This window comes from Noviherbaspirillum suwonense, assembly GCF_900182955.1.
GTDB lineage: Bacteria > Pseudomonadota > Gammaproteobacteria > Burkholderiales > Burkholderiaceae_D > Noviherbaspirillum_A > Noviherbaspirillum_A suwonense.
Genome location: NZ_FXUL01000004.1, coordinates 294,532 through 311,771, shown reverse-complemented (window position 1 = coordinate 311,771; position 17,240 = coordinate 294,532). Strand labels below are relative to the sequence as shown.

The 17,240-nt window shown below is 64.9% G+C and carries 17 protein-coding genes; 3 read left to right on the top strand and 14 right to left on the bottom strand.

Going from position 1 to position 17,240, the window contains the following annotated elements; all coding sequences use genetic code 11:
- The first annotated feature begins 45 nt into the window (after window positions 1-45).
- Window positions 46-717 carry a 3,4-dihydroxy-2-butanone-4-phosphate synthase gene (gene ribB / locus QOL82_RS08700; RefSeq protein WP_283441857.1) on the top strand — a complete coding sequence of 224 codons (672 nt, stop codon included), beginning with the start codon at window positions 46-48 and terminating at the stop codon, window positions 715-717.
- 122 nt (window positions 718-839) lie between these two features.
- On the opposite strand, the gene QOL82_RS08695 is transcribed toward ribB, so the two are convergent.
- The 5 genes from QOL82_RS08695 to QOL82_RS08675 all read right to left on the bottom strand — a co-directional run bounded on the left by QOL82_RS08695 (window position 840) and on the right by QOL82_RS08675 (window position 4,246).
- Window positions 840-1,097, bottom strand: coding sequence for a DUF6582 domain-containing protein (locus tag QOL82_RS08695; protein WP_283441856.1), 258 nt, complete (start codon window positions 1,095-1,097; stop codon window positions 840-842).
- A gap of 131 nt (window positions 1,098-1,228) precedes the next feature.
- On the bottom strand, window positions 1,229-1,912 hold the full coding sequence (locus QOL82_RS08690) for a glycosyltransferase family 2 protein (RefSeq protein WP_283441855.1): 684 nt from the start codon (window positions 1,910-1,912) through the stop codon (window positions 1,229-1,231).
- Window positions 1,909-2,511, bottom strand: a complete 603-nt coding sequence (locus tag QOL82_RS08685; RefSeq protein WP_283441854.1) for a class I SAM-dependent methyltransferase — start codon at window positions 2,509-2,511, stop codon at window positions 1,909-1,911. Before QOL82_RS08685 ends, QOL82_RS08690 begins: the two co-directional genes overlap by 4 nt.
- Window positions 2,508-3,263 (bottom strand): PIG-L deacetylase family protein, encoded by a 756-nt coding sequence (locus QOL82_RS08680; protein WP_283441853.1) that lies wholly within the window; start codon window positions 3,261-3,263, stop codon window positions 2,508-2,510. The genes QOL82_RS08685 and QOL82_RS08680 overlap by 4 nt, the downstream gene beginning before the upstream one ends.
- On the bottom strand, window positions 3,260-4,246 hold the full coding sequence (locus QOL82_RS08675) for an acyl-CoA dehydrogenase (RefSeq protein ID WP_283441852.1): 987 nt from the start codon (window positions 4,244-4,246) through the stop codon (window positions 3,260-3,262). Before QOL82_RS08675 ends, QOL82_RS08680 begins: the two co-directional genes overlap by 4 nt.
- A 269-nt stretch (window positions 4,247-4,515) precedes the next feature.
- Between QOL82_RS08675 and QOL82_RS08670 the strand changes: the two genes are divergently transcribed.
- Entirely contained in the window at window positions 4,516-6,060 is a 1,545-nt protein-coding gene (locus QOL82_RS08670) for a glycosyltransferase family protein (protein WP_283441851.1), read from the top strand.
- A 61-nt stretch (window positions 6,061-6,121) separates the two neighbouring features.
- On the opposite strand, the gene QOL82_RS08665 is transcribed toward QOL82_RS08670, so the two are convergent.
- A complete protein-coding gene (locus QOL82_RS08665) occupies window positions 6,122-7,294 on the bottom strand; it encodes a hypothetical protein (RefSeq protein WP_283441850.1) in 1,173 nt (390 codons plus the stop codon).
- Window positions 7,295-7,483: 189 nt separating this feature from the next.
- Here QOL82_RS08665 and QOL82_RS08660 point away from each other — a divergent pair, with 189 nt between their 5' ends.
- Window positions 7,484-7,819 (top strand): YnfA family protein, encoded by a 336-nt coding sequence (locus QOL82_RS08660; protein WP_283441849.1) that lies wholly within the window; start codon window positions 7,484-7,486, stop codon window positions 7,817-7,819.
- Between the two features lie 250 nt (window positions 7,820-8,069).
- Here QOL82_RS08660 and QOL82_RS08655 read toward each other — a convergent pair whose 3' ends face one another.
- The 8 genes from QOL82_RS08655 to QOL82_RS08620 form a co-directional block, all read right to left on the bottom strand.
- Window positions 8,070-9,695, bottom strand: a complete 1,626-nt coding sequence (locus QOL82_RS08655) for a class I adenylate-forming enzyme family protein (RefSeq protein ID WP_283441848.1) — start codon at window positions 9,693-9,695, stop codon at window positions 8,070-8,072.
- Window positions 9,696-9,699: 4 nt separating this feature from the next.
- On the bottom strand, window positions 9,700-10,347 hold the full coding sequence (locus QOL82_RS08650; protein WP_283441847.1) for an ATP-binding cassette domain-containing protein: 648 nt from the start codon (window positions 10,345-10,347) through the stop codon (window positions 9,700-9,702).
- Window positions 10,348-10,359: 12 nt separating this feature from the next.
- Window positions 10,360-11,130, bottom strand: a complete 771-nt coding sequence (locus QOL82_RS08645) for an ABC transporter ATP-binding protein (protein ID WP_283441846.1) — start codon at window positions 11,128-11,130, stop codon at window positions 10,360-10,362.
- Window positions 11,127-12,125, bottom strand: coding sequence for a branched-chain amino acid ABC transporter permease (locus QOL82_RS08640; RefSeq protein WP_283441845.1), 999 nt, complete (start codon window positions 12,123-12,125; stop codon window positions 11,127-11,129). The genes QOL82_RS08645 and QOL82_RS08640 overlap by 4 nt, the downstream gene beginning before the upstream one ends.
- Before the next feature lies 1 nt (window position 12,126).
- Window positions 12,127-13,023, bottom strand: a complete 897-nt coding sequence (locus tag QOL82_RS08635; protein ID WP_283441844.1) for a branched-chain amino acid ABC transporter permease — start codon at window positions 13,021-13,023, stop codon at window positions 12,127-12,129.
- A 94-nt stretch (window positions 13,024-13,117) separates the two neighbouring features.
- On the bottom strand, window positions 13,118-14,470 hold the full coding sequence (locus tag QOL82_RS08630; protein WP_283441843.1) for an ABC transporter substrate-binding protein: 1,353 nt from the start codon (window positions 14,468-14,470) through the stop codon (window positions 13,118-13,120).
- 23 nt (window positions 14,471-14,493) lie between these two features.
- A complete protein-coding gene (locus QOL82_RS08625; protein WP_283441842.1) occupies window positions 14,494-15,285 on the bottom strand; it encodes a FadR/GntR family transcriptional regulator in 792 nt (263 codons plus the stop codon).
- A gap of 314 nt (window positions 15,286-15,599) precedes the next feature.
- On the bottom strand, window positions 15,600-17,162 hold the full coding sequence (locus QOL82_RS08620; RefSeq protein WP_283441841.1) for an ATP-binding protein: 1,563 nt from the start codon (window positions 17,160-17,162) through the stop codon (window positions 15,600-15,602).
- Window positions 17,163-17,240: the final 78 nt, after the last annotated feature.

Below are 17,240 nucleotides of genomic sequence, written 5' to 3'. Positions count from 1 at the left end.
CTTGCCCTGAAACGCTTTCACCCATCTTTTGTGAAGAGCGTTTCCATGTCAAAAACCGAGTTGAAAAGTACGTCGTTTCCCACGAGCCGCGCAGCCGCGCATGAACGGCTGGCGCTTGCATTGCAGGCGATGCAGCGCGGCCTCCCCGTCATCCTGCTGGATGATTTCGACCGCGAGAATGAAGCCGACCTGATCGTCGCCGCGGACAGGCTGACGGTCGAGTCGATGGCCATGCTGATCCGCGAATGCAGCGGCATCGTCTGCCTGTGCCTGTCCGACGAGAAACTGCAGTCGCTGGCCCTGCCCCAGATGGTCGCCAGCAACGAAAGCCGCAACGGCACCGCATTCACCGTGTCGATCGAGGCGCGCCATGGCGTGAGCACCGGCGTGTCGGCCGCGGACCGGCTGCACACGATACGCACCGCCATCGCCGCCGACGCGCTGCCCGACGACCTGGTGCGGCCCGGCCACGTATTCCCGCTGCGGGCCGCGCGCGGCGGCGTGCTGGAACGGCAGGGCCATACCGAGGGCGCGATCGACCTCGCGCTGCTGGCCGGGCTGGCGCCGGCGGCGGTGCTGTGCGAGCTGATGAACCCGGACGGCTCGATGATGCGGGGCGAGGACATCGACCGCTTCGCCGCGCTCCATGGGCTGCCGCAGCTGACGATCGCCGAGCTGGTGGCGTGCCGGATGGCAGAGGTCCAGGCGGCGGCCTGACGCTGCGCCGGTCCCGGACGCGGCAGGCGAAAGAGACCGGCGACAGCATTGAAGTAGCAGCAGCGAAGGCCTGCGCCGCAGGCCTTCGCTGCCTCAGTGCGCAGCCGTCGCCGCGCGGCCGGTCAGCTCTTCCGGTGCCCGCCGTGCTTGAGCTCGCGCCATCCACCCTCTTCCATTTCCACATCGAACTTGCGCGCCGCCGCACGAATGCGCTTCCATGCCTCGTCGCGCTCGGCGTCGGTCACGCCTTCGACCTGGTTGAACCTGGCGATCGCATTGCGCACGTGGCTGGCGTCTTCCAGCGGCTCCTTCTGCTGCTTGGGAAAGGCGAATTCGCGTGACGGGATCTCGTCCCGCTTTTCCTGGTCGAGCTTGCTCATGGTGTCTCCTGGTTGGGTAATGTCCTTTTAGACCCGGAGCCCGACCCAGGTTCCCGCGCCGCGCCTGCGCCGCACGACTCTCCGCAAGCGCGCGCCCATCACCGCTAACGCTGCGCCCGGCGCGGGCTTCCTCATGCCGGCGGCTGCATGCTCCATGCAAACAGCGTGTCGCCGAAGCCGCCGCGCGCCTTGCTGGCGATGCGGGCGCTGGTCACCACCCGCGGCGCGGCGCTCCATGCGATCCGGGCGCCGTCGGCCTGCAGCGCCATCACGAGCGCGACATCCTCGCTGCAGGTCACCGCCTGGAAGCCGCCGGCCCGACGGTAGGCCTGCGCCGAGACGCCGAAGTTGGCGCCGTGGATATGCCTGTGGTCATCCGCGTCGGTATAGGACGCATGGAAGCGCTGCAGCAGCGCCTGCAGCCGTGCCAGGTGCGGCGTCCAGTCGGTGACGCTGATGGTGCCGCAGACGGCGTCGGCGCCCGCTTCGTCGCGCAGCCTCAGCTGCTGGTGCAGCCAGTCGTCGGCGACGACGGTGTCGGCATCGGTGCAGGCAAGCCAGTCCGCGCCCGCATCCAGCAGCGCGACCGCCGCGGCGGCGCGGGCCATGCCGACATTGCGCGCATCGAGCCGGATCAGCGTCACCGGATAGGCCGCGGCAAGCTGTTCGGAGCGGTCGCTGCAGGCATCCAGCGCGACGGCCACGACCACCTGCTCGCCGCCCAGCCCCGGATGGGCCGCGGCGCGGAACACCGCGTCCAGGCAGTCGGCCAGGCAGGCTTCCTCGTCATGCGCCGGGATCAGCACGCCTATCATGCGAAGCCTTCCGCCTGTGCGACCGAAGCCGGCTGGCGGCTCCATACGTCGAGCAGGAAATCGGCTTCCTCATGATGCGCGATGCGGGTCAGCTGCGGCTGCCGGCTGAACCATTCGTGGATGGCGTCGCTGTCCTGGGTGCGCTCGGCGAACGGCCGGCGCCAGTGACAGGCCAGCAGCACGCCGTCGTCGGCCAGCGCGTCCACGCTGCGCCGCTGCAGCAGCGCCAATTCCGCATCGTCCAGGTAGAAGCCGAATTCGCTCAGCACGACCAGGTCGAAGCGCCCGGCCGGCCATGCATGCGGCACGTGCTGGCATTCGATGGTCACGTGCCCGGCATCGCCCAGGCGGCTGCGCGCGAGCCGCACCGCGTCGGTCGAGAAGTCGCTTGCCAGCAGGCGCTCGCAGCGCCGCGCCAGCGCCGCCGTCAGGTAACCGTTGCCGCAGCCGGGCTCGAACGCCAGCTGGTAGCGTTCGCGCGGCAGCGATGCCATGACCAGGTCGCGCTTGCGCCGTTCGTACCAGCGCTGCTGCATGAGCCAGGGGTCATCGCTTGCCGCATAGAGTTCATCGAAATAGGACAGGCCGGTGCCGTTCATCTGAAATAGACTTCCTCGTCGCGCAGCAGCCGCGCCAGTGCGGTGGGCGGGACAATCGCGTCGCGCCCGGTTGATGGGTCGGGTTCGAGCTGGCTGCGGTAAGCCTGCACCGCGCTGCGCTTGGCCTGCTGGGCGGCAGCGTCCAGCCGCAGCCGGCAGGCGCGGTCCCATGGCACGCGCTGGTCGCCCGCTTCGGCCCAGTGCCACATCCACACCGGCATTTCGAGCAGCGTCGCGCGTCGCCGGACCGCGGCCTGCGCGGCGGCGGCGCCCACCGCCTCATGGTCCGGATGACCGTCGAAGCGGCAGGTGGCGACCATCACATCGCCCGGCCTGACCAGCAGGTCGAGCGCCTGCTGCAGCCGGCCTGCCTGCGCGGCAACCTGGCCGTCGTCCAGGCCCAGGCGCATCACCGTCACCGGAGCAGCGCCCAGCAGGCCCAGCGCATCGGCGGTCTCGCGTGAACGCTGCCGCTTCAGCCGCTCGGGCGGCCATTCCGATGAATCCGGGTGGCTCGCGCCGCCGTCGGTAACGGCCACCAGCAGCACTTCGCGGCCCAGCTGGACCAGCGCGCGGATCAGCCCGCCGCAGCCGAGCAACTCGTCGTCCGGGTGCGGCGCCAGGATCAGCGTGCGGCTGCCAGCGGGCGCAAGCTGGGCGGCATCGACCTCGGGCAGCGCCTGCCAGCCCTGCCACGACTGCCAGCTGGCTTCGGCCGTGCCGGCGCCGCGGATTTCACGGTCGCCGCTCATAAGGCCCAGCCCTGCTGCCGGTCGTGCGCGATCCGGCCCAGCGCCGCCTCGTCCCGCCGGGCGTGGCTCTGGCGCAGGAACACCGGCAGGTCGGCCATCAGCCGCGCGAACTTGCGGTCCAGGCAGAACGGACGGGCGCCCAGCGCCTCGCCGGCATGCCGCATCACGACGGTCGCGGCCGCTTCAACTGCCAGCCGCACCCGCATGGCCAGCGCCATCGCGTCGCCCGACGGCTCGGCGTCGATCACAGCTGCGCTGGAATGCAGCAGCGCGCGCACCGCCGACAGTGCACAGTCGACCGCGCCCAGGTGCGCGAGCCGGTGCGCATCCGGCTCGCCGCCGGCCGACTGCATCATGCGGCCCAGTTCGGCCGCCGCACCGTACCAGCAGGCGCCGATGCCGGCCCCGCCATGCCAGAAGCCCGGCCGCTGCACATAGGCGCCGCTGGCGCCGACGCAGAATGCTTCCGCGCCGCTGAACGCGACTTCCGCCGTGCCGGTGCTGGCCATGCCCACAGCCTGCCAGCCGCCCTGCAGCACACGGACGCCGTCCTGCCGCATGGCGACCGCGACCAGCCAGGGCCGGCCGTCCGCATCCCATGCGCTGACCAGTGCGTGGCTGACGTCGGCTGCTCCGGAACACCATGCCTTGACGCCCTGGAGGCGAACCGCCGCGCCCGGCGCGGGGCTGCCTTCGATGCTCACCCTTGCGCCCGGCGGCTCAGCGCACCAGACGCCCCATACACTGCCTGGCGGCGGCGGTCCGCCCTCCAGTTCGGCAAGGATCGCGAGCGCGTCGGTATGGCCCTCGTAAAGCTTGACCAGCGAAAGGTCGTGCGCGGCCACTGCAGCCAGCATCTGCCAGCGCAGCAGCGTACTGCCGCGGCCCGGAAAGGGAAGCAGGTCCAGCCCGGCCGCGACGAGTTGCGCCAGCATCGCGGGCGGTGCCTCGATGGCGGCCTTGCCCAGGCATGCGGTTATCATGCCGGGTTGCAGAAGATCCGGTGACAGGTTGGTAGGAGCTGCTGGCGTGTTTTCCATGCATAAAGCATAAAGGCGGGCAATCAAACTCAACTGTACGCAGGCGAACACAAGAAATGCGGTTGCGGACTGCTCGCAGGCAGGCATTGTTTGAGAACAGTTTCAAAGCTGCGCCTGTTTCCGGCGAGCAGCCTGCATTCTTAGCTACGCCCAATTCGCTGCAGCAATTCGTTGATAACATGAAAGCTATTAGAAAAAGGAATTACCGCTCGATGGAACAGAAAATCGATATAAAAGCCCGTTTATTGCTCTTCTTCTTTGTAGCATGGGGCGCAATGATTTTCTGGATCGCTCCGCATCCGCCGATGGTCGACTTTCCACAGCATGCCGCGCAGATCAGCTTGCTGAAAGATCTGTTGACTGGAAAATCGCCCTGGTCTGGCCAACTGCAGATAAACCTGGTCACGCCTTACCTGATCGGCTATGGGCTGGCCACATTGCTGTCATTTCTGATGCCCATCGTCACAGCGATGAAATTGCTGCTGTCGCTCGCCTATATTCTTTTCGTGGCCGTCTGCATCCGGTACCGCAAACGCGTCAGCGCCGATTCACGCCTCGACTGGATCTTCATCCCTACTTTTTTCGGGTTCTGTTATTCCTGGGGCCTGTACACCTTCCTGCTTGCGGCGCCAATCGGCCTGTACTTTATCCTGCAGGCGGAAAGGTATGCGTCCCGCCCGACAATTCGTCGCGGCGCCGTCGTTATCGCCATCGGACTGTTGCTGCTGATCAGTCACGGCATGACTTTCGTGCTCGGCTGGGGCACCGGACTGGCCCTGCTCACCTTGCGCATGCGCCAATGGAAAGCGCTTACCCGCTACCTCCCTTATGCGATCCTGCTGCTTGCCGGCTATATCTTTTATGAAAGCGGCAAGCAGATCGATGCGACCCTCATTCAAAGCCCGGTGGCTTTCGATTACGGAACAAGCATGCTCGGCAGGATGAGGGAAGCCGCGCTGTTTCCCTTTTCCTCCCAAATGAAAATAGGGACGGACCGCTCGTTCATCCCGGTTGTCCTGGCTATTTTCATTGCGCCATTTCTTCTCGGTTTGCGCCTGAACTGGCGCCATCCGGCGGCATGGGCGCCCTTTGTGTGCGTCGCTACCCTCTTCTTCGGATTGCCCAACACCGCCGACAATACGGCGCTGCTGTATTCGCGTTATTCGCTCTTCCTGCTGCCGGTCTACGCATGGTTATTCACTTCAGGAGAACCGGGAAAAGAGACGGCATTTCAGAGAAAAGGCATCTGGCCTGCGCTGTCGCTGACGATACTGGTCCTCGCGTGCAGTTATGTGCTGGGATTAACTTCTCTACGGGTATGGCGCTTCAGCCAGGAAACGAAGGAATTCGACGCCAAGGTACGGCAACTGGCATTCGGGCATCGCGCACTGGGCCTGATTTTCGACCCAAGCAGCCAGGCTGCCGAGAATTACGTCCCCTATGTCCATTACACTGCCTGGTACCAGGCCGAAAACAAGGGCCTGACCGATTTCAACTTTGCCTGGTTTACACCGCAGGTGGTCCGCTACCGTCCAGGCGCCGGCCCTGCCGTTTCGCTCGGTTTTGAATGGGTCCCGGGCTCGTTCGACTGGAAAAAACACCAGGGCGCGAGCTATCGCTATTTCTTCGTCCGGGGCAAACACGATGCGGGCCAATTGTTCAGGACTGCGCCCTGCATACCCAAGGTCGTGATCGACAGCGCGCCGTGGAAAGTCTACGAGAACTGTGCTCTTTCTGGCGGTGCACAGTCCAACTAGGTCGCCACGCCCTTCGCATTGAAGGTTGAGCAGGCCGGATAAATCCAATCCGGCGGCGATCTTAACGGGCTGCTTCCGATCTCATGGAAACCGGCGGTTTGAACAGCAGCCAGAACAATGCGATGCTTGAAAAAACGCTGGCGACCACCGAAAGGGACGAGCGCGCATCGGGCGTTTTCAGGAAAGCCAGCGCAACCAGGACCGATGCAATTTGCATTGAAATGGCGGCTATCCGATATCGCGGGAAAATCACGCAAAGCAAAACGGTGAACACGTCCGCTGGAAAAAAATACCGGTCGTGCATTTTTGGCAGGAGATAGGGACTGGCCAAAGTCGACATTGTAACCAGCCATAATTTGACGGTCACCTCGTCATATTTAGACAGCAAGCTTTTGCGCACCAAAAACAGGGAGGCGGCCACCGTCGCCGCCGCGCCCAGCAAGACGCCCGCGGCATACGGCATTAAATGGTATTTCTCGATGATTGCCCATGGATTCGGCGCGTTCATCGCAAGCGACTTGTAGTAACCACCCTGGTTGACGTAAATCGATGCCAGTTCGGCTGCGGGCCGACCAGCCAGCCACGCCGGCAGCATCATGCAAGCGTAGATAACGGGAATGAGCAGCAGATACCGCCACGGCAATTCCTTTTTCAGCACCAGGTAAAGCAGATAAGGCGTGAAAAAGATAGCCTGCGCCTTGAATGAAAATGCAATGCCAAAGAAAATGACTACCTGCAACGGCGCACGCCTGATGCTTGCCCAGAATGCGGCCAGCAGGAATGTCGTGTAAATGACATCGCACTGCCCCCACCAGGCGGCATTGACAGCCACGCTCGGAATAAGGGGGAAAAAACAGGCCGAGGTCAGGGCGAGATTCCTGTTGCGGCTCACCTCCATGACGATCAGGCCGAATACGGCGGCGCCTGCAAAAGTGAATACTATGCTGACCGATTTGATCAGGACGATCGGCGAGGCAAGCGGCGAAAAGAGCGAGGCCAGGCCGAGCAGATACAGATAAGGCGGGGAATAATTGGCATAATCCCCGGCCATTGCGGCGTAGCCTCCCGCCAGGATCGCGGAAAACCAGGGGTACAGAAAACTCTGCATGTCGCCCGATTCAAGGGGCATTAATCTTTTATAGATCACCAGGAGCATCAGCACGGAAACCAGCCAGTACACCGCTGTTTTTTTCTGCAATGGCATTGACATGCCAGCTAATGTTGCTTTATCCATTTACCACTCCGTGAGAATTGCGCCTCGACATTGCCAATTCAGTAGAATAACGGCGAGCCAGTGTTTTTGTTATTAAAAGCTAAAGCTTTAATTGCCGTCAATCTTATCCAGAGGCATAAATACGACGATGCCGAATCCATCGGACGTCCTGTACCCCGTGTGTTGCCTTCGTAGAACCCCGGAGCGTCGATGCTGCAATTGATCAAGCTGGCGGCGCTTTTCGCCGTCACCGCGCTGGCGGAAATCGTCGGCTGCTATCTGCCGTGGCTGGTGCTGAAACAGGGTAAGCCGGCATGGCTGCTGCTGCCGGCGATGGCCTCGCTGGGACTGTTCGCGTGGCTGCTGACGCTGCATCCCGCGGCCGCCGGGCGCACCTATGCGGCCTATGGCGGCATGTACATCGTCGTCGCGCTGCTCTGGCTCCGCTTCGTCGACGGCTTGCCGCTCAGCCGGTGGGACCTGGCCGGGGCCGGACTCGCGCTCGCGGGCATGGCGGTCATTGCACTGCAGCCGCAGATGCGCTGAGCCCGGGCGTTGCGGGCGCAGCCATCGAAAAAGGTCGGCGCGGCATAGGACAGGAACGCGGGTTTCCCTTGGAGGACACCGCTCGGCCAGGCGGATGCGTCATGCCAATCCGGCTCAACACCCGCCATGGAACGCCGTAGGGTGTAATAAGCGCAAGCGCATTACACCCTAGGGGCCTGCGAGCCTGCGGGCCACGCAGACGAATCGGGACCATCGGTCCCGTCCGGTACGCCATGGCTTGGGATGGGTATCACTTCCCTGCCCCGCCGGCCGACGCCTGCTCCCGCAGCGTCCTCTTCATCAGCTTGCCATTCGCGTTGCGCGGCAGGGGCGCGTCCATCAGCGTGACTTCCTCGGGCACCTTGTAATCCGCCAGCCGCGTTGCGCAATGCTGCCTGACCGCTGCAGCATCCAGCCCGCCGCCGGGCGCATAGAGGAAGGCATGCACCCTTTCCCCCAGCACCGGGCATGGCCGGCCGACCACGGCCGCCTCCAGCACGCCGGGCAGCGCCATCAGCACGTTTTCGACCTCGGCCGAATAGATCTTGTAGCCGCCGCGGTTGAGCATGTCCTTCTTGCGGTCGAAGATGCGCACGAAGCCCTGCGCGTCGATGGAGCCGATGTCGCCCGAATGCCAGTAGCCGGCCGTGAAGCCCTGCGCGGTCGCTTCCGGATTGTCCCAGTAGCCGCGCACCACCATCGGCCCGCCTATCCACAGCTCGCCGGTGACGCCGGGCGCGACCTCGACGCCGTCGTCATCGACCGCGATCACCGACGCGCACGGCAGCGCCACGCCGACCGAGTCGTTGCCTTCGACGATCGCGCCCGGCGGCACGGCGGTTGCCGGCGACGTGGTCTCGGTCGCGCCGTAGGCATTGACCAGCGTCAGTCCGGGCAGCTGCTGCGCCATTGCCTCGACGGTCGACGGCGGCATCGGCGCGCCGCCGAAGCCGCCGATGCGCCAGGCCGACAGGTCGTGCGCCTCCATCCCGCCGCGCATCAGGCACAGGTTGTACATGGCCGGCACCATCAGCGTGTAGGTCATGCGCTCGCGGGCCGCGACGGCGACGAACTGGTCGGCGCGAAACTCGGCGAACACCAGCATCGCGCCGCCCACGCGCAGCATCGCGGCGATGACGGCGATCAGCCCGGTCACGTGGCTGGCCGGCACCGCGAGGCCGGCGCAGTCGTTCTCATCGAGGCCGAAGCAGGCCTGGTAATGGATGGCCGAATGGACGATGTTGAAATGGCTCAGCATCGCGCCCTTCGGGTTGCCGGTGGTGCCCGAGGTGTAGAGCAGCACCGCGGTGTCCTCCTCGCGAACGGCAGCCGCGTCCGCGGCCTGCAGCGGCGGCAGCCCGAGCCCGAGCGCGCCCAGCGTGCCCGCGCCGTCGCCGTCGACGCAGATGCGAACCGCCAGCCCTTGCGCCTCCGCCGCGTCCGGCAGCACGCCGGCCAGCGCCGCGTCGAACACGATGGCCTTCGCGCCGCACTGCCGCAGAACGTAGGCCAGCCCGGGACGCTGCTCGCGGGTGCCGACCGGCACCGCGATGGCGCCCAGCCGCTGCGTGGCCAGCAGCACGGACACGAAGGCTGGACGGTTGCCGATGAACAGCACGACACGGTCGCCCTGCGCAATGCCCTCTGCGGCAAGCCCGGCGGCGATGCGGCCGACCTCGGCGTCGAGCGCCTGGTAGGTCAGCGCCGCGCCGTCGAACACGATGGCGCGGCGCGCCGGATGCGCGGCCAGCGCGTCGGCATACATCTGATGGAAGGACGCGGGGCGCTCGGCGAAGCAGCGCACCACGCGGTCGTTGAAATGGGCTTCGTGGCGGATGGCCGGCACGTCGAACGCAGCCCAGTGCTGCTGTGTCATGCGCTTACTCCCTGCTTGCATTGGCGCCGCGCTCGATGACCACTTCGGCATCGAGCAGCGAACTCGAATGGTTGAGATCGGACTGCGAGATCAGCACCGACAGCTCGCCGCCGCGCAGTCCCCCTATCACTTCGGACAGCCGCTGCGACAGCGCCGGCGCGACGCCCTCGAACGGCTCGTCGAGCAGCAGCAGCCGGGTCCCCACCGCCAGCGCGCGTCCCAGCGCCACCAGCTTCTGCTGGCCGCCGGACAGCAGAAGCGCCCGCCGCTCGCGCATCTCCTTCATCTCGGGCAGCACGCTGTAGACGAAGTCCAGCCGCTGGCGTTCATCCAGCGTCTTCGAGGCCCAAACCGGCACCAGGATGTTTTCCTCGACGGTGAGTTCCGGCACCAGCCCGCGGTCTTCCGGCATGTAGCCTATGCCCATCGCCGCGCGTTGGTGGCGCGGCACCGTGGCGAGGTCGCGGCCGTCGAAATAAATGGCGCCGCCGCGCACCGCGAGATGGCCCATCACGGAGCGCATCAGCGAGGTCTTGCCGGCGCCGTTGCGGCCGATCAGGCCGACCATTTTCCCGGCCGGCACGTCCAGCGAAAAGCCGCGCAGTATTTCCACGGCGTCGATTGCGACCTTGATTCCAGATACCTGCAGCATGCTTCCCCCTGTTCAGCGCAATGTGCCGGTGACATAGCGCCGCACTTCGTCGTTTCGCAGCGCATCCTGCGGCGCGGCGTCGGCGATGATGCGGCCGCTGTAGAAGGCCACCACCCGGCTCGCATAGCGTTCGACGATGTCCATGTCATGCTCGACGAACAGCACCGTCATCGCTTCCTGCTGCAATGCCTGCATCACCGTGTCCATCATCGGAAACTTTTCCTCGACGCTGACGCCGCTGGTCGGCTCGTCGAGCAGCAGCAGACGCGGCTGCTCGGTCAGGGCCATCGCGATGTCGAGCAGCTTGCGCACGCCGCCCGGAAGCTCGGACACGGGCCGCGCCATGTGCGCGGCAAGGCCGAAACGTTCCAGCAGGGCGCTGGCGCGGTCGATGGCCTCGGCCCGGTGCGCGGGCCGCCAGAACGACAGGCTGCGGCCGTGGCAGGCGGTCGCCACCAGCATGTTGTCGAGCACGGTCAGGCCGAGGTAGAGCTGCGGTATCTGGAACGAGCGGGCCACGCCCAGCCGCGTGATCGCGCGCGGGTCCAGCCGCGTGATGTCGCGGCCGTCCAGCATGATGCTGCCCTCGTCCGGCTTGATGTAGCCGGTGATCATGTTGACGAAGGTGGTCTTGCCGGCGCCGTTGCTGCCGATCAGGCTGACCCGTTCGCCGTCGGCCACGCCGAGCGACATGTCGCTGGCCGCGACCACCGAGCCGAAGCGCTTCTGCAGTCCGCTGGCCTGGAGCACCGGCCCCGTGCGCTGCATCGCTTGCGCGCTCATGGCCGCCCCGTCCTGATCTTGCCGCCGGCCCACAGCGAGCCGATGCCGCCGGGCAGGAAGCGGATGGTCAGCAGCAGGAAGATGCCGAGCGCGAGCTGCCAGGTGTTCGGAAAATACAGGCTGGAAAACGAGCGGACGATTTCCAGCACGGTCGACGCGATGAACACCGCGAGCACGCTGTGATAGCCGCCGAGAATGGCGACGAACACGAACTCGCCGGAGCTGGTCCAGTAGCTGAAGTTCGGATCGATATGGCCGAGGGACATCACGGTCAGCGCGCCGCCGACGCCGCCGACGAAGGCGGCGAGCACGAAATTGGTCGCCATCGCCTGGCGCACCGAGCCGCCGAGATACTCGACCCGCAGCTCGTTCTCGCGCACCGCCAGCGACACCAGCCCGCGGGTCGAGTCGAAATAGATGCGCGTGGCCAGCGCCAGCAGGCCGGACAGCACGATCGTGACGACGAAGAGCACGTAGCCGGCGCTGGCGTCGGGCAGCGCCTGCCCGAACAGCGTGGGCCGGCCCATGTTGAAGCCGTCGGAGCCGCCCAGCGCGTCGGTCTTGACCAGCACGCCGTACAGCACCATCGACAGCGCCAGCGTCAGCATCGCGAAGAAGATGCCGCGGTAGCCGGCGATCAGCCTTGCCACCGGCAGCGCCACCAGCGCGGCCACCAGCCCGCCCGCCAGCGCCATGCCGACCGCGTCGGTCAGCCCCAGCTTGCCGAAGGCCAGCGCCGCGGTATAGCCGCCCAGCGCGAACACCATGCCCTGGCCGAATGAAACGACGCCGCACCGCATCAGCATGATGATGCCCAGCGATACCAGGCCATGCGAGGCGGCCATGGTCAGCAGGAAGGTCAGCCACTTGGGCAGGAAAGCGCCTGCGACCGCGATCAGCGCGGTCAGCGCGACGCCGGCGGCGAGGATGCGGGGCGTGCGGCTGGCCGCCAGCGGCGGCCGCACGGCGACGGGATGGATCACGTTTGCATGCATGTCAGATCTTCCTTGCCTGTATGCGCTGGAACAGGCCCTGCGGCCGGAACATCAGCACCACCGCCATCACGATATAGACCGAGAACAGCTCGGCCACCGGCGCGGTATGGACCGCCAGCGAACGCGCCAGCCCGACGATGAGCGCGCCGATCGCCGCGCCCGGTATGCTGCCCAGCCCGCCGATGATGACCACCGCGAAGGACACGATGATCACGCCGACGCTGACGCCCGGCTGCACCGAGATCATCGGCGCGGTCAGCGCGCCGCCCAGCGCGGCCAGGAAGATGCCGACGCCGAAGGCCAGCATGTAGACCTTGGACACGTTCACGCCCATGCTGGACGCCACTTCCTCGCTGTGGATCACGGCCAACACCAGCTTGCCCTGCCGCGTCCGGTTCAGGCCCCACCAGACGGCGACGCCGACCACCACCGCGACGGCGACCAGCATGAAGTCGTAGCCGACATAGGACTGCGCGCCGACCTCGACATTGCCGAACAGCGCGTACGGGTCGGTCACGTAGTACGGGTTGACGCCCCAGACCAGCTTGGTCACGTCTTCGAGTATCAGGAACAGCGCATAGGTGACCAGCACCAGCAGCACCTCGTCGCGGCCATAGAAGGGCCGCAGCAGCGCGCGCTCGCACAGCGGCGCAACCAGCACCGCCACCGCCACCGCGGCCAGCAGCATCGCCACCAGCGACCACGACGGCGCGAACTGCATGGTGCCGAACCAGCCGACGAAACTGGCCGCGGCATAGGCGCCCACCGCATAGAAGCTGCCGTGGGCGATATTGAGGATCTTCAGCACACCGAACACCAGGGTCAGGCCCAGCGCGACGATGAACAGCCAGGACGCGTAGGTAATGCCGTCGATCAGGATAGTGACCAACTGATTCATGAATGCTCTCCTGTGCGGGATGGCGGATGAGCGCAGCCCGGCCTGCGCCGGGCTGCGGGGCTGCGGGGCTGCGGGGTTACTTCAGCCCGTTCGGCTAGTCACATTTCGCGCCCGCGAAGTTGGCCTTGATCCAGTCTTCCGACTTCATGTTGGCCGGCGGATTCACGCATTCGGCCGGGAAGCGCTGGATGTCCTGCAGCGTCACCATCTTCTTCGCGGCGTCATACTTGGTGCGGCCGATCGCGGTTTCCTGGATCGCCTGGTGGCCGTCGCCCAGCGCCATGCGGATCTTGCCGCCGGGCGCATCCCACGACGAGCCCGCGAGCGCCGCCGCCAGCTGTTCGGGCGTCGGCTTCTTGCCGCCGTTGGCGGCCATCGCCTTCTCGGCGGCCAGCTTTAGCCCCAGCAGCGCCTGCGCCATCCGGTACGGGGCCTGCACCGGGTAGACCGTGTACGCCTTCTGGTAGATGCTCCACCACCAGTCGTTCAGCGCCGACTTCGGCGCCATCAGGCCATAGGCGCCGCGTGCGCCGAGGATCACGTCGTCCGGCATCTTGTCGCCCAGGCCCTGCAGCACATGGTCGGCGGCCGACAGCACCACCTGCGACTTCTTGAACAGGCCGCGCGGCGCGGACTGCAGGATGAAGCTCTGCAGGTCGCCGCCCCAGAAGCTCGAATGCGTCAGGTCGGCCGGCTTGCTCATCAGCTGCGAGATCTCGGTGCCGTACTGGCCCGAACCGAACTTGGGCAGCAGGTCGGACTGCACCTTCGCGTCCGGGTACAGCTTTTCCATCGCCAGCACGAAGTCCTTGCGCGAATCCTGGCCCCACGCATAGTCCTGGTTGATCAGGTTCATCGTGCCGACCTTGACGTTGCGCTGCTTCAGGTAGCGCGCCAGCGCGACGTTGTCCATCGTGCCGTGGGACGCGGTGCGGAACACGTAATTGTATTTGCCGTCCTCGAAGATGCGGGGCGTGCCGCAGTCGTACAGGATCAGGAAGCGCTTCATTTCCTCGGCCACCGGCGCGACCGCCAGGCAGTCGCCGGAGCCGACATAGCCGACCACCGCGTCGACCTTCTCCCGGTCGTACAGGTTACGCAGTTCCTGCACCTGCTTGGTGGCGCCGCCGTTCTCGTCGACATACACCGCCTCGATCTTCATGCCGCCGAAGCCGACCTTGTTGTACGGCGCCGGCGCCTCGCCCTTGTTGAAGGCGTCGATCAGCACCTTGCCGCCATTGACCGCGGGCACGCCGAAGCTTTCCGCGGCCTGGCCGGACAGGAAGCTGACCACGCCGATGCGGAAGGTCTCCTGCGCCAGCGCCTGTCCCGGCGCCATTGCGGCCAGCGCGGTCAGTGCCGCCGCGCATGCGACCGCCCGTAGCCGTGTCGGGCGGGAATTCGCCGGGTTCGCCGCGGGTTGCAGACTCGTGCTTTTTGTTTTCATGGTCTCCTCCTTCAAGGGGGTTTTTATCCGGCTATCGATATCGGCACATGCATGTCCAGTTGTGCCAACACGTAACCGCGCTGGAAATCGATGATGTGCTTGCGCATCCACTGCTCAGCGCCGTCGGCGTCGCGGCCGCGCAGCGCGTCGAGGATCTTGCGGTGCGCCGCGGCATTGCGCACCTGCATCTGCGGCAGGGCGACCTGCATCTTGGAAAGCGTGGTGCTGTAAAGCAGGCTGACCGGCTCGCGCGCCAGCATCAGCGCGCGGTTGCGGCTGGCGCGGGCCACGATCGCATGGAATTCGACGTCGAGTTCGATCAGGGCGGCATTGCTGGCGTCGCCCGGGCCGCCGGACGCCAGTTCCTCCATGCGCGCCAGGTTGCGGTCCAGCGCGCCGAGGTCATCGTCCAGCGCCGCCTTCGCAGCCAGCCTCGTCGCCAGCGGCTCCAGCACCACCGCGACTTCCCACAGTTCGTGGAATGTCGCCTGCTGCAGCACCAGCGAACGTATCGCCCGCGGCGCGAAGTCGGTCAGGCCGGGCAGCGCGACGAACAGGCGCCGCCCCTCCCTCCGCTCGACCAAGCCTTCCTGTTCGACCTGGCGGATGGCTTCGCGCAGCGTCGAGCGGTTCACGCCGAACTGCTGCGCCAGTTCCTGTTCGGTCGGCAGCGGCGCGCCGGGCTCCAGTTCGCCCGACACGATGATGCGCTCGATCTCGGCCGACACCGCCTTGTAGGCCGGCGCGATGCGCATGCGCCGGAACACCTGTTCGGCCTGCGGGCTGGCGCTGACTGCGGGATCGGTCGAGCTCATTTTTTCCATCCTGGGAAAATGACATCCTCGTGCTGCGGCTGGACCAACGCTGTCCGTTTGTCGGATATTCGTACCGAGATAACAATTGGTCAAGATGTTTTGATGGTGCAGCGCCGCACCCGGGGCGACGAGCCGAAGCGATGCCTTGCAGCCGCACGGGCAAAAGGAGGACGCCGGCGGCGCCGCGGCGTCCGCCGGTTTTAACGGCCATCATTTATCTTTAATTCGCTGGATCGATTAATGCAATATCGTCGACATTAATCGGGTTCGCAGCCGGAAAATCGATAAGCCAGCAAATGAAGTTAACGTTCAATTCATTGCAATGGCAGGCAAATCGTAATCTCGGTGCCCTCCCCGAGGGCGGATTCGACGCTGATCGAACCGCGCTGCAATTTGACCAGGTCCTGGGTAATTGCCATGCCAAGACCATTGCCCTCGGCGGAAGCCAATTGCCGGGCCCGGTAAAATGGCTCGAATATCCGCTCTTTCTGCGCCGGCGTCATGCCGATGCCGCGATCCCTGACCACGATCTGTGCGACCCGGGTATTTCCAGCCATTGCAGTCTGCACGATCAGGTCTATTTTGCCGCCGTCCGGCGAGTATTTAATCGCATTGCCGAGAATATTGGTCAGCGCCTGCTGCATTTTTCGCGCATCGATTGCGACGTCCGGCATTTCCGGCGCAATCGTGCAAACCACCCGGGTGATGCCTTCGATGCCGCCGAGCGATTGCAGGGTCGTTTCGATAACGGGCGCCAGCGCCTGCAGGCGAATGTCGAAATCGTCGGTGCCGCCATTTTCCAGTCGGGCGAAATCGAGCATTTCATTGATGAGTTTCACCAGCCTGCCAGTTTCGGTGCTCATGATGCCGGCTATTTCGCGCACCGTTTCTTCCGGCAATTGCCGTTTCGCCAGCATATTGGCGAATCCCGACAAACTGCCGAGCGGCGAACGCAATTCATGCGCGGCGCTGGAATAGTATTTCTGCCTGCGTTCCTCGCCCACCTGCCGCCGCGCTTCCTCGGCTTTTTTCGCCGTCATGTCGCGCACCATCACCGCATATTTTTTCTTGCCGCCCAGGTGCGTCGGCGTCACCGACACCTCCATCGGGAACAGGCTGCCGTCGGTGCGCCGCCCGGTGGCTTCCTGCGTGTAACTGCCGTCGTCGCCGATTCCCATGCTCGAAAACCGCGACAGGTCGTCGGTCGTCAAGGTGCCGGCGTCGGCGCCGACGAGTCCGGACAGCGAAGCGCCGAACAGCTGTTCGGCGGCCGGATTATAGGATTCGACGACACGGCATTCATCCAGCAGGATCACGCCACTGGGTAAATGATTCAGCAGCATTCGCACCCATTTTTCGCGGCGGGACTGTTCCGCGACCGCGCGATTGAGATCGACGGCCGCCAATTCATTGCCGGCAATGGCGGCCAGGCTGATTAATGCCTTGGCGTCCGCGCTGGATAAATGCCTGGGTTTCTGGTCGACCATGCATAAGGCGCCAACCGGATGGCCGCCAGGGCCCATTAATGTAACGCCGAAATAGGAACGGATATGCGGGGCATTTCGCACATAGGGATTATCGGCGAAACGTTCATCTTCCAATACGTCGCTTACCACGATCATTTCACCGGAGGCGATGACATGCCCGCAAAATGAATTCTCGCGCGGGATGTTCACGAAATGCGTGCCGACCCTCGATTTTAACCAGACGCGGTCCGAATCGATCAGGCTGACCGCGGCAATGGGCATCTGGAAAAAATGCGCCAGCAGGCGGGTAATGCGGTCAAACCGTTCTTCCGGCGGCGTATCGAGAATGGAAAGGTTTCTGAGAGATTCCAGCCGCTCGGCTTCATCGGAAGGAGTGGACGCTTTCAACATGATCACTCCAAGAATATTGAATTCCAGGAAAAGATCTTACCTTAGTCCCGTTTTTCGATGAAGTTAACATTTGGTAAT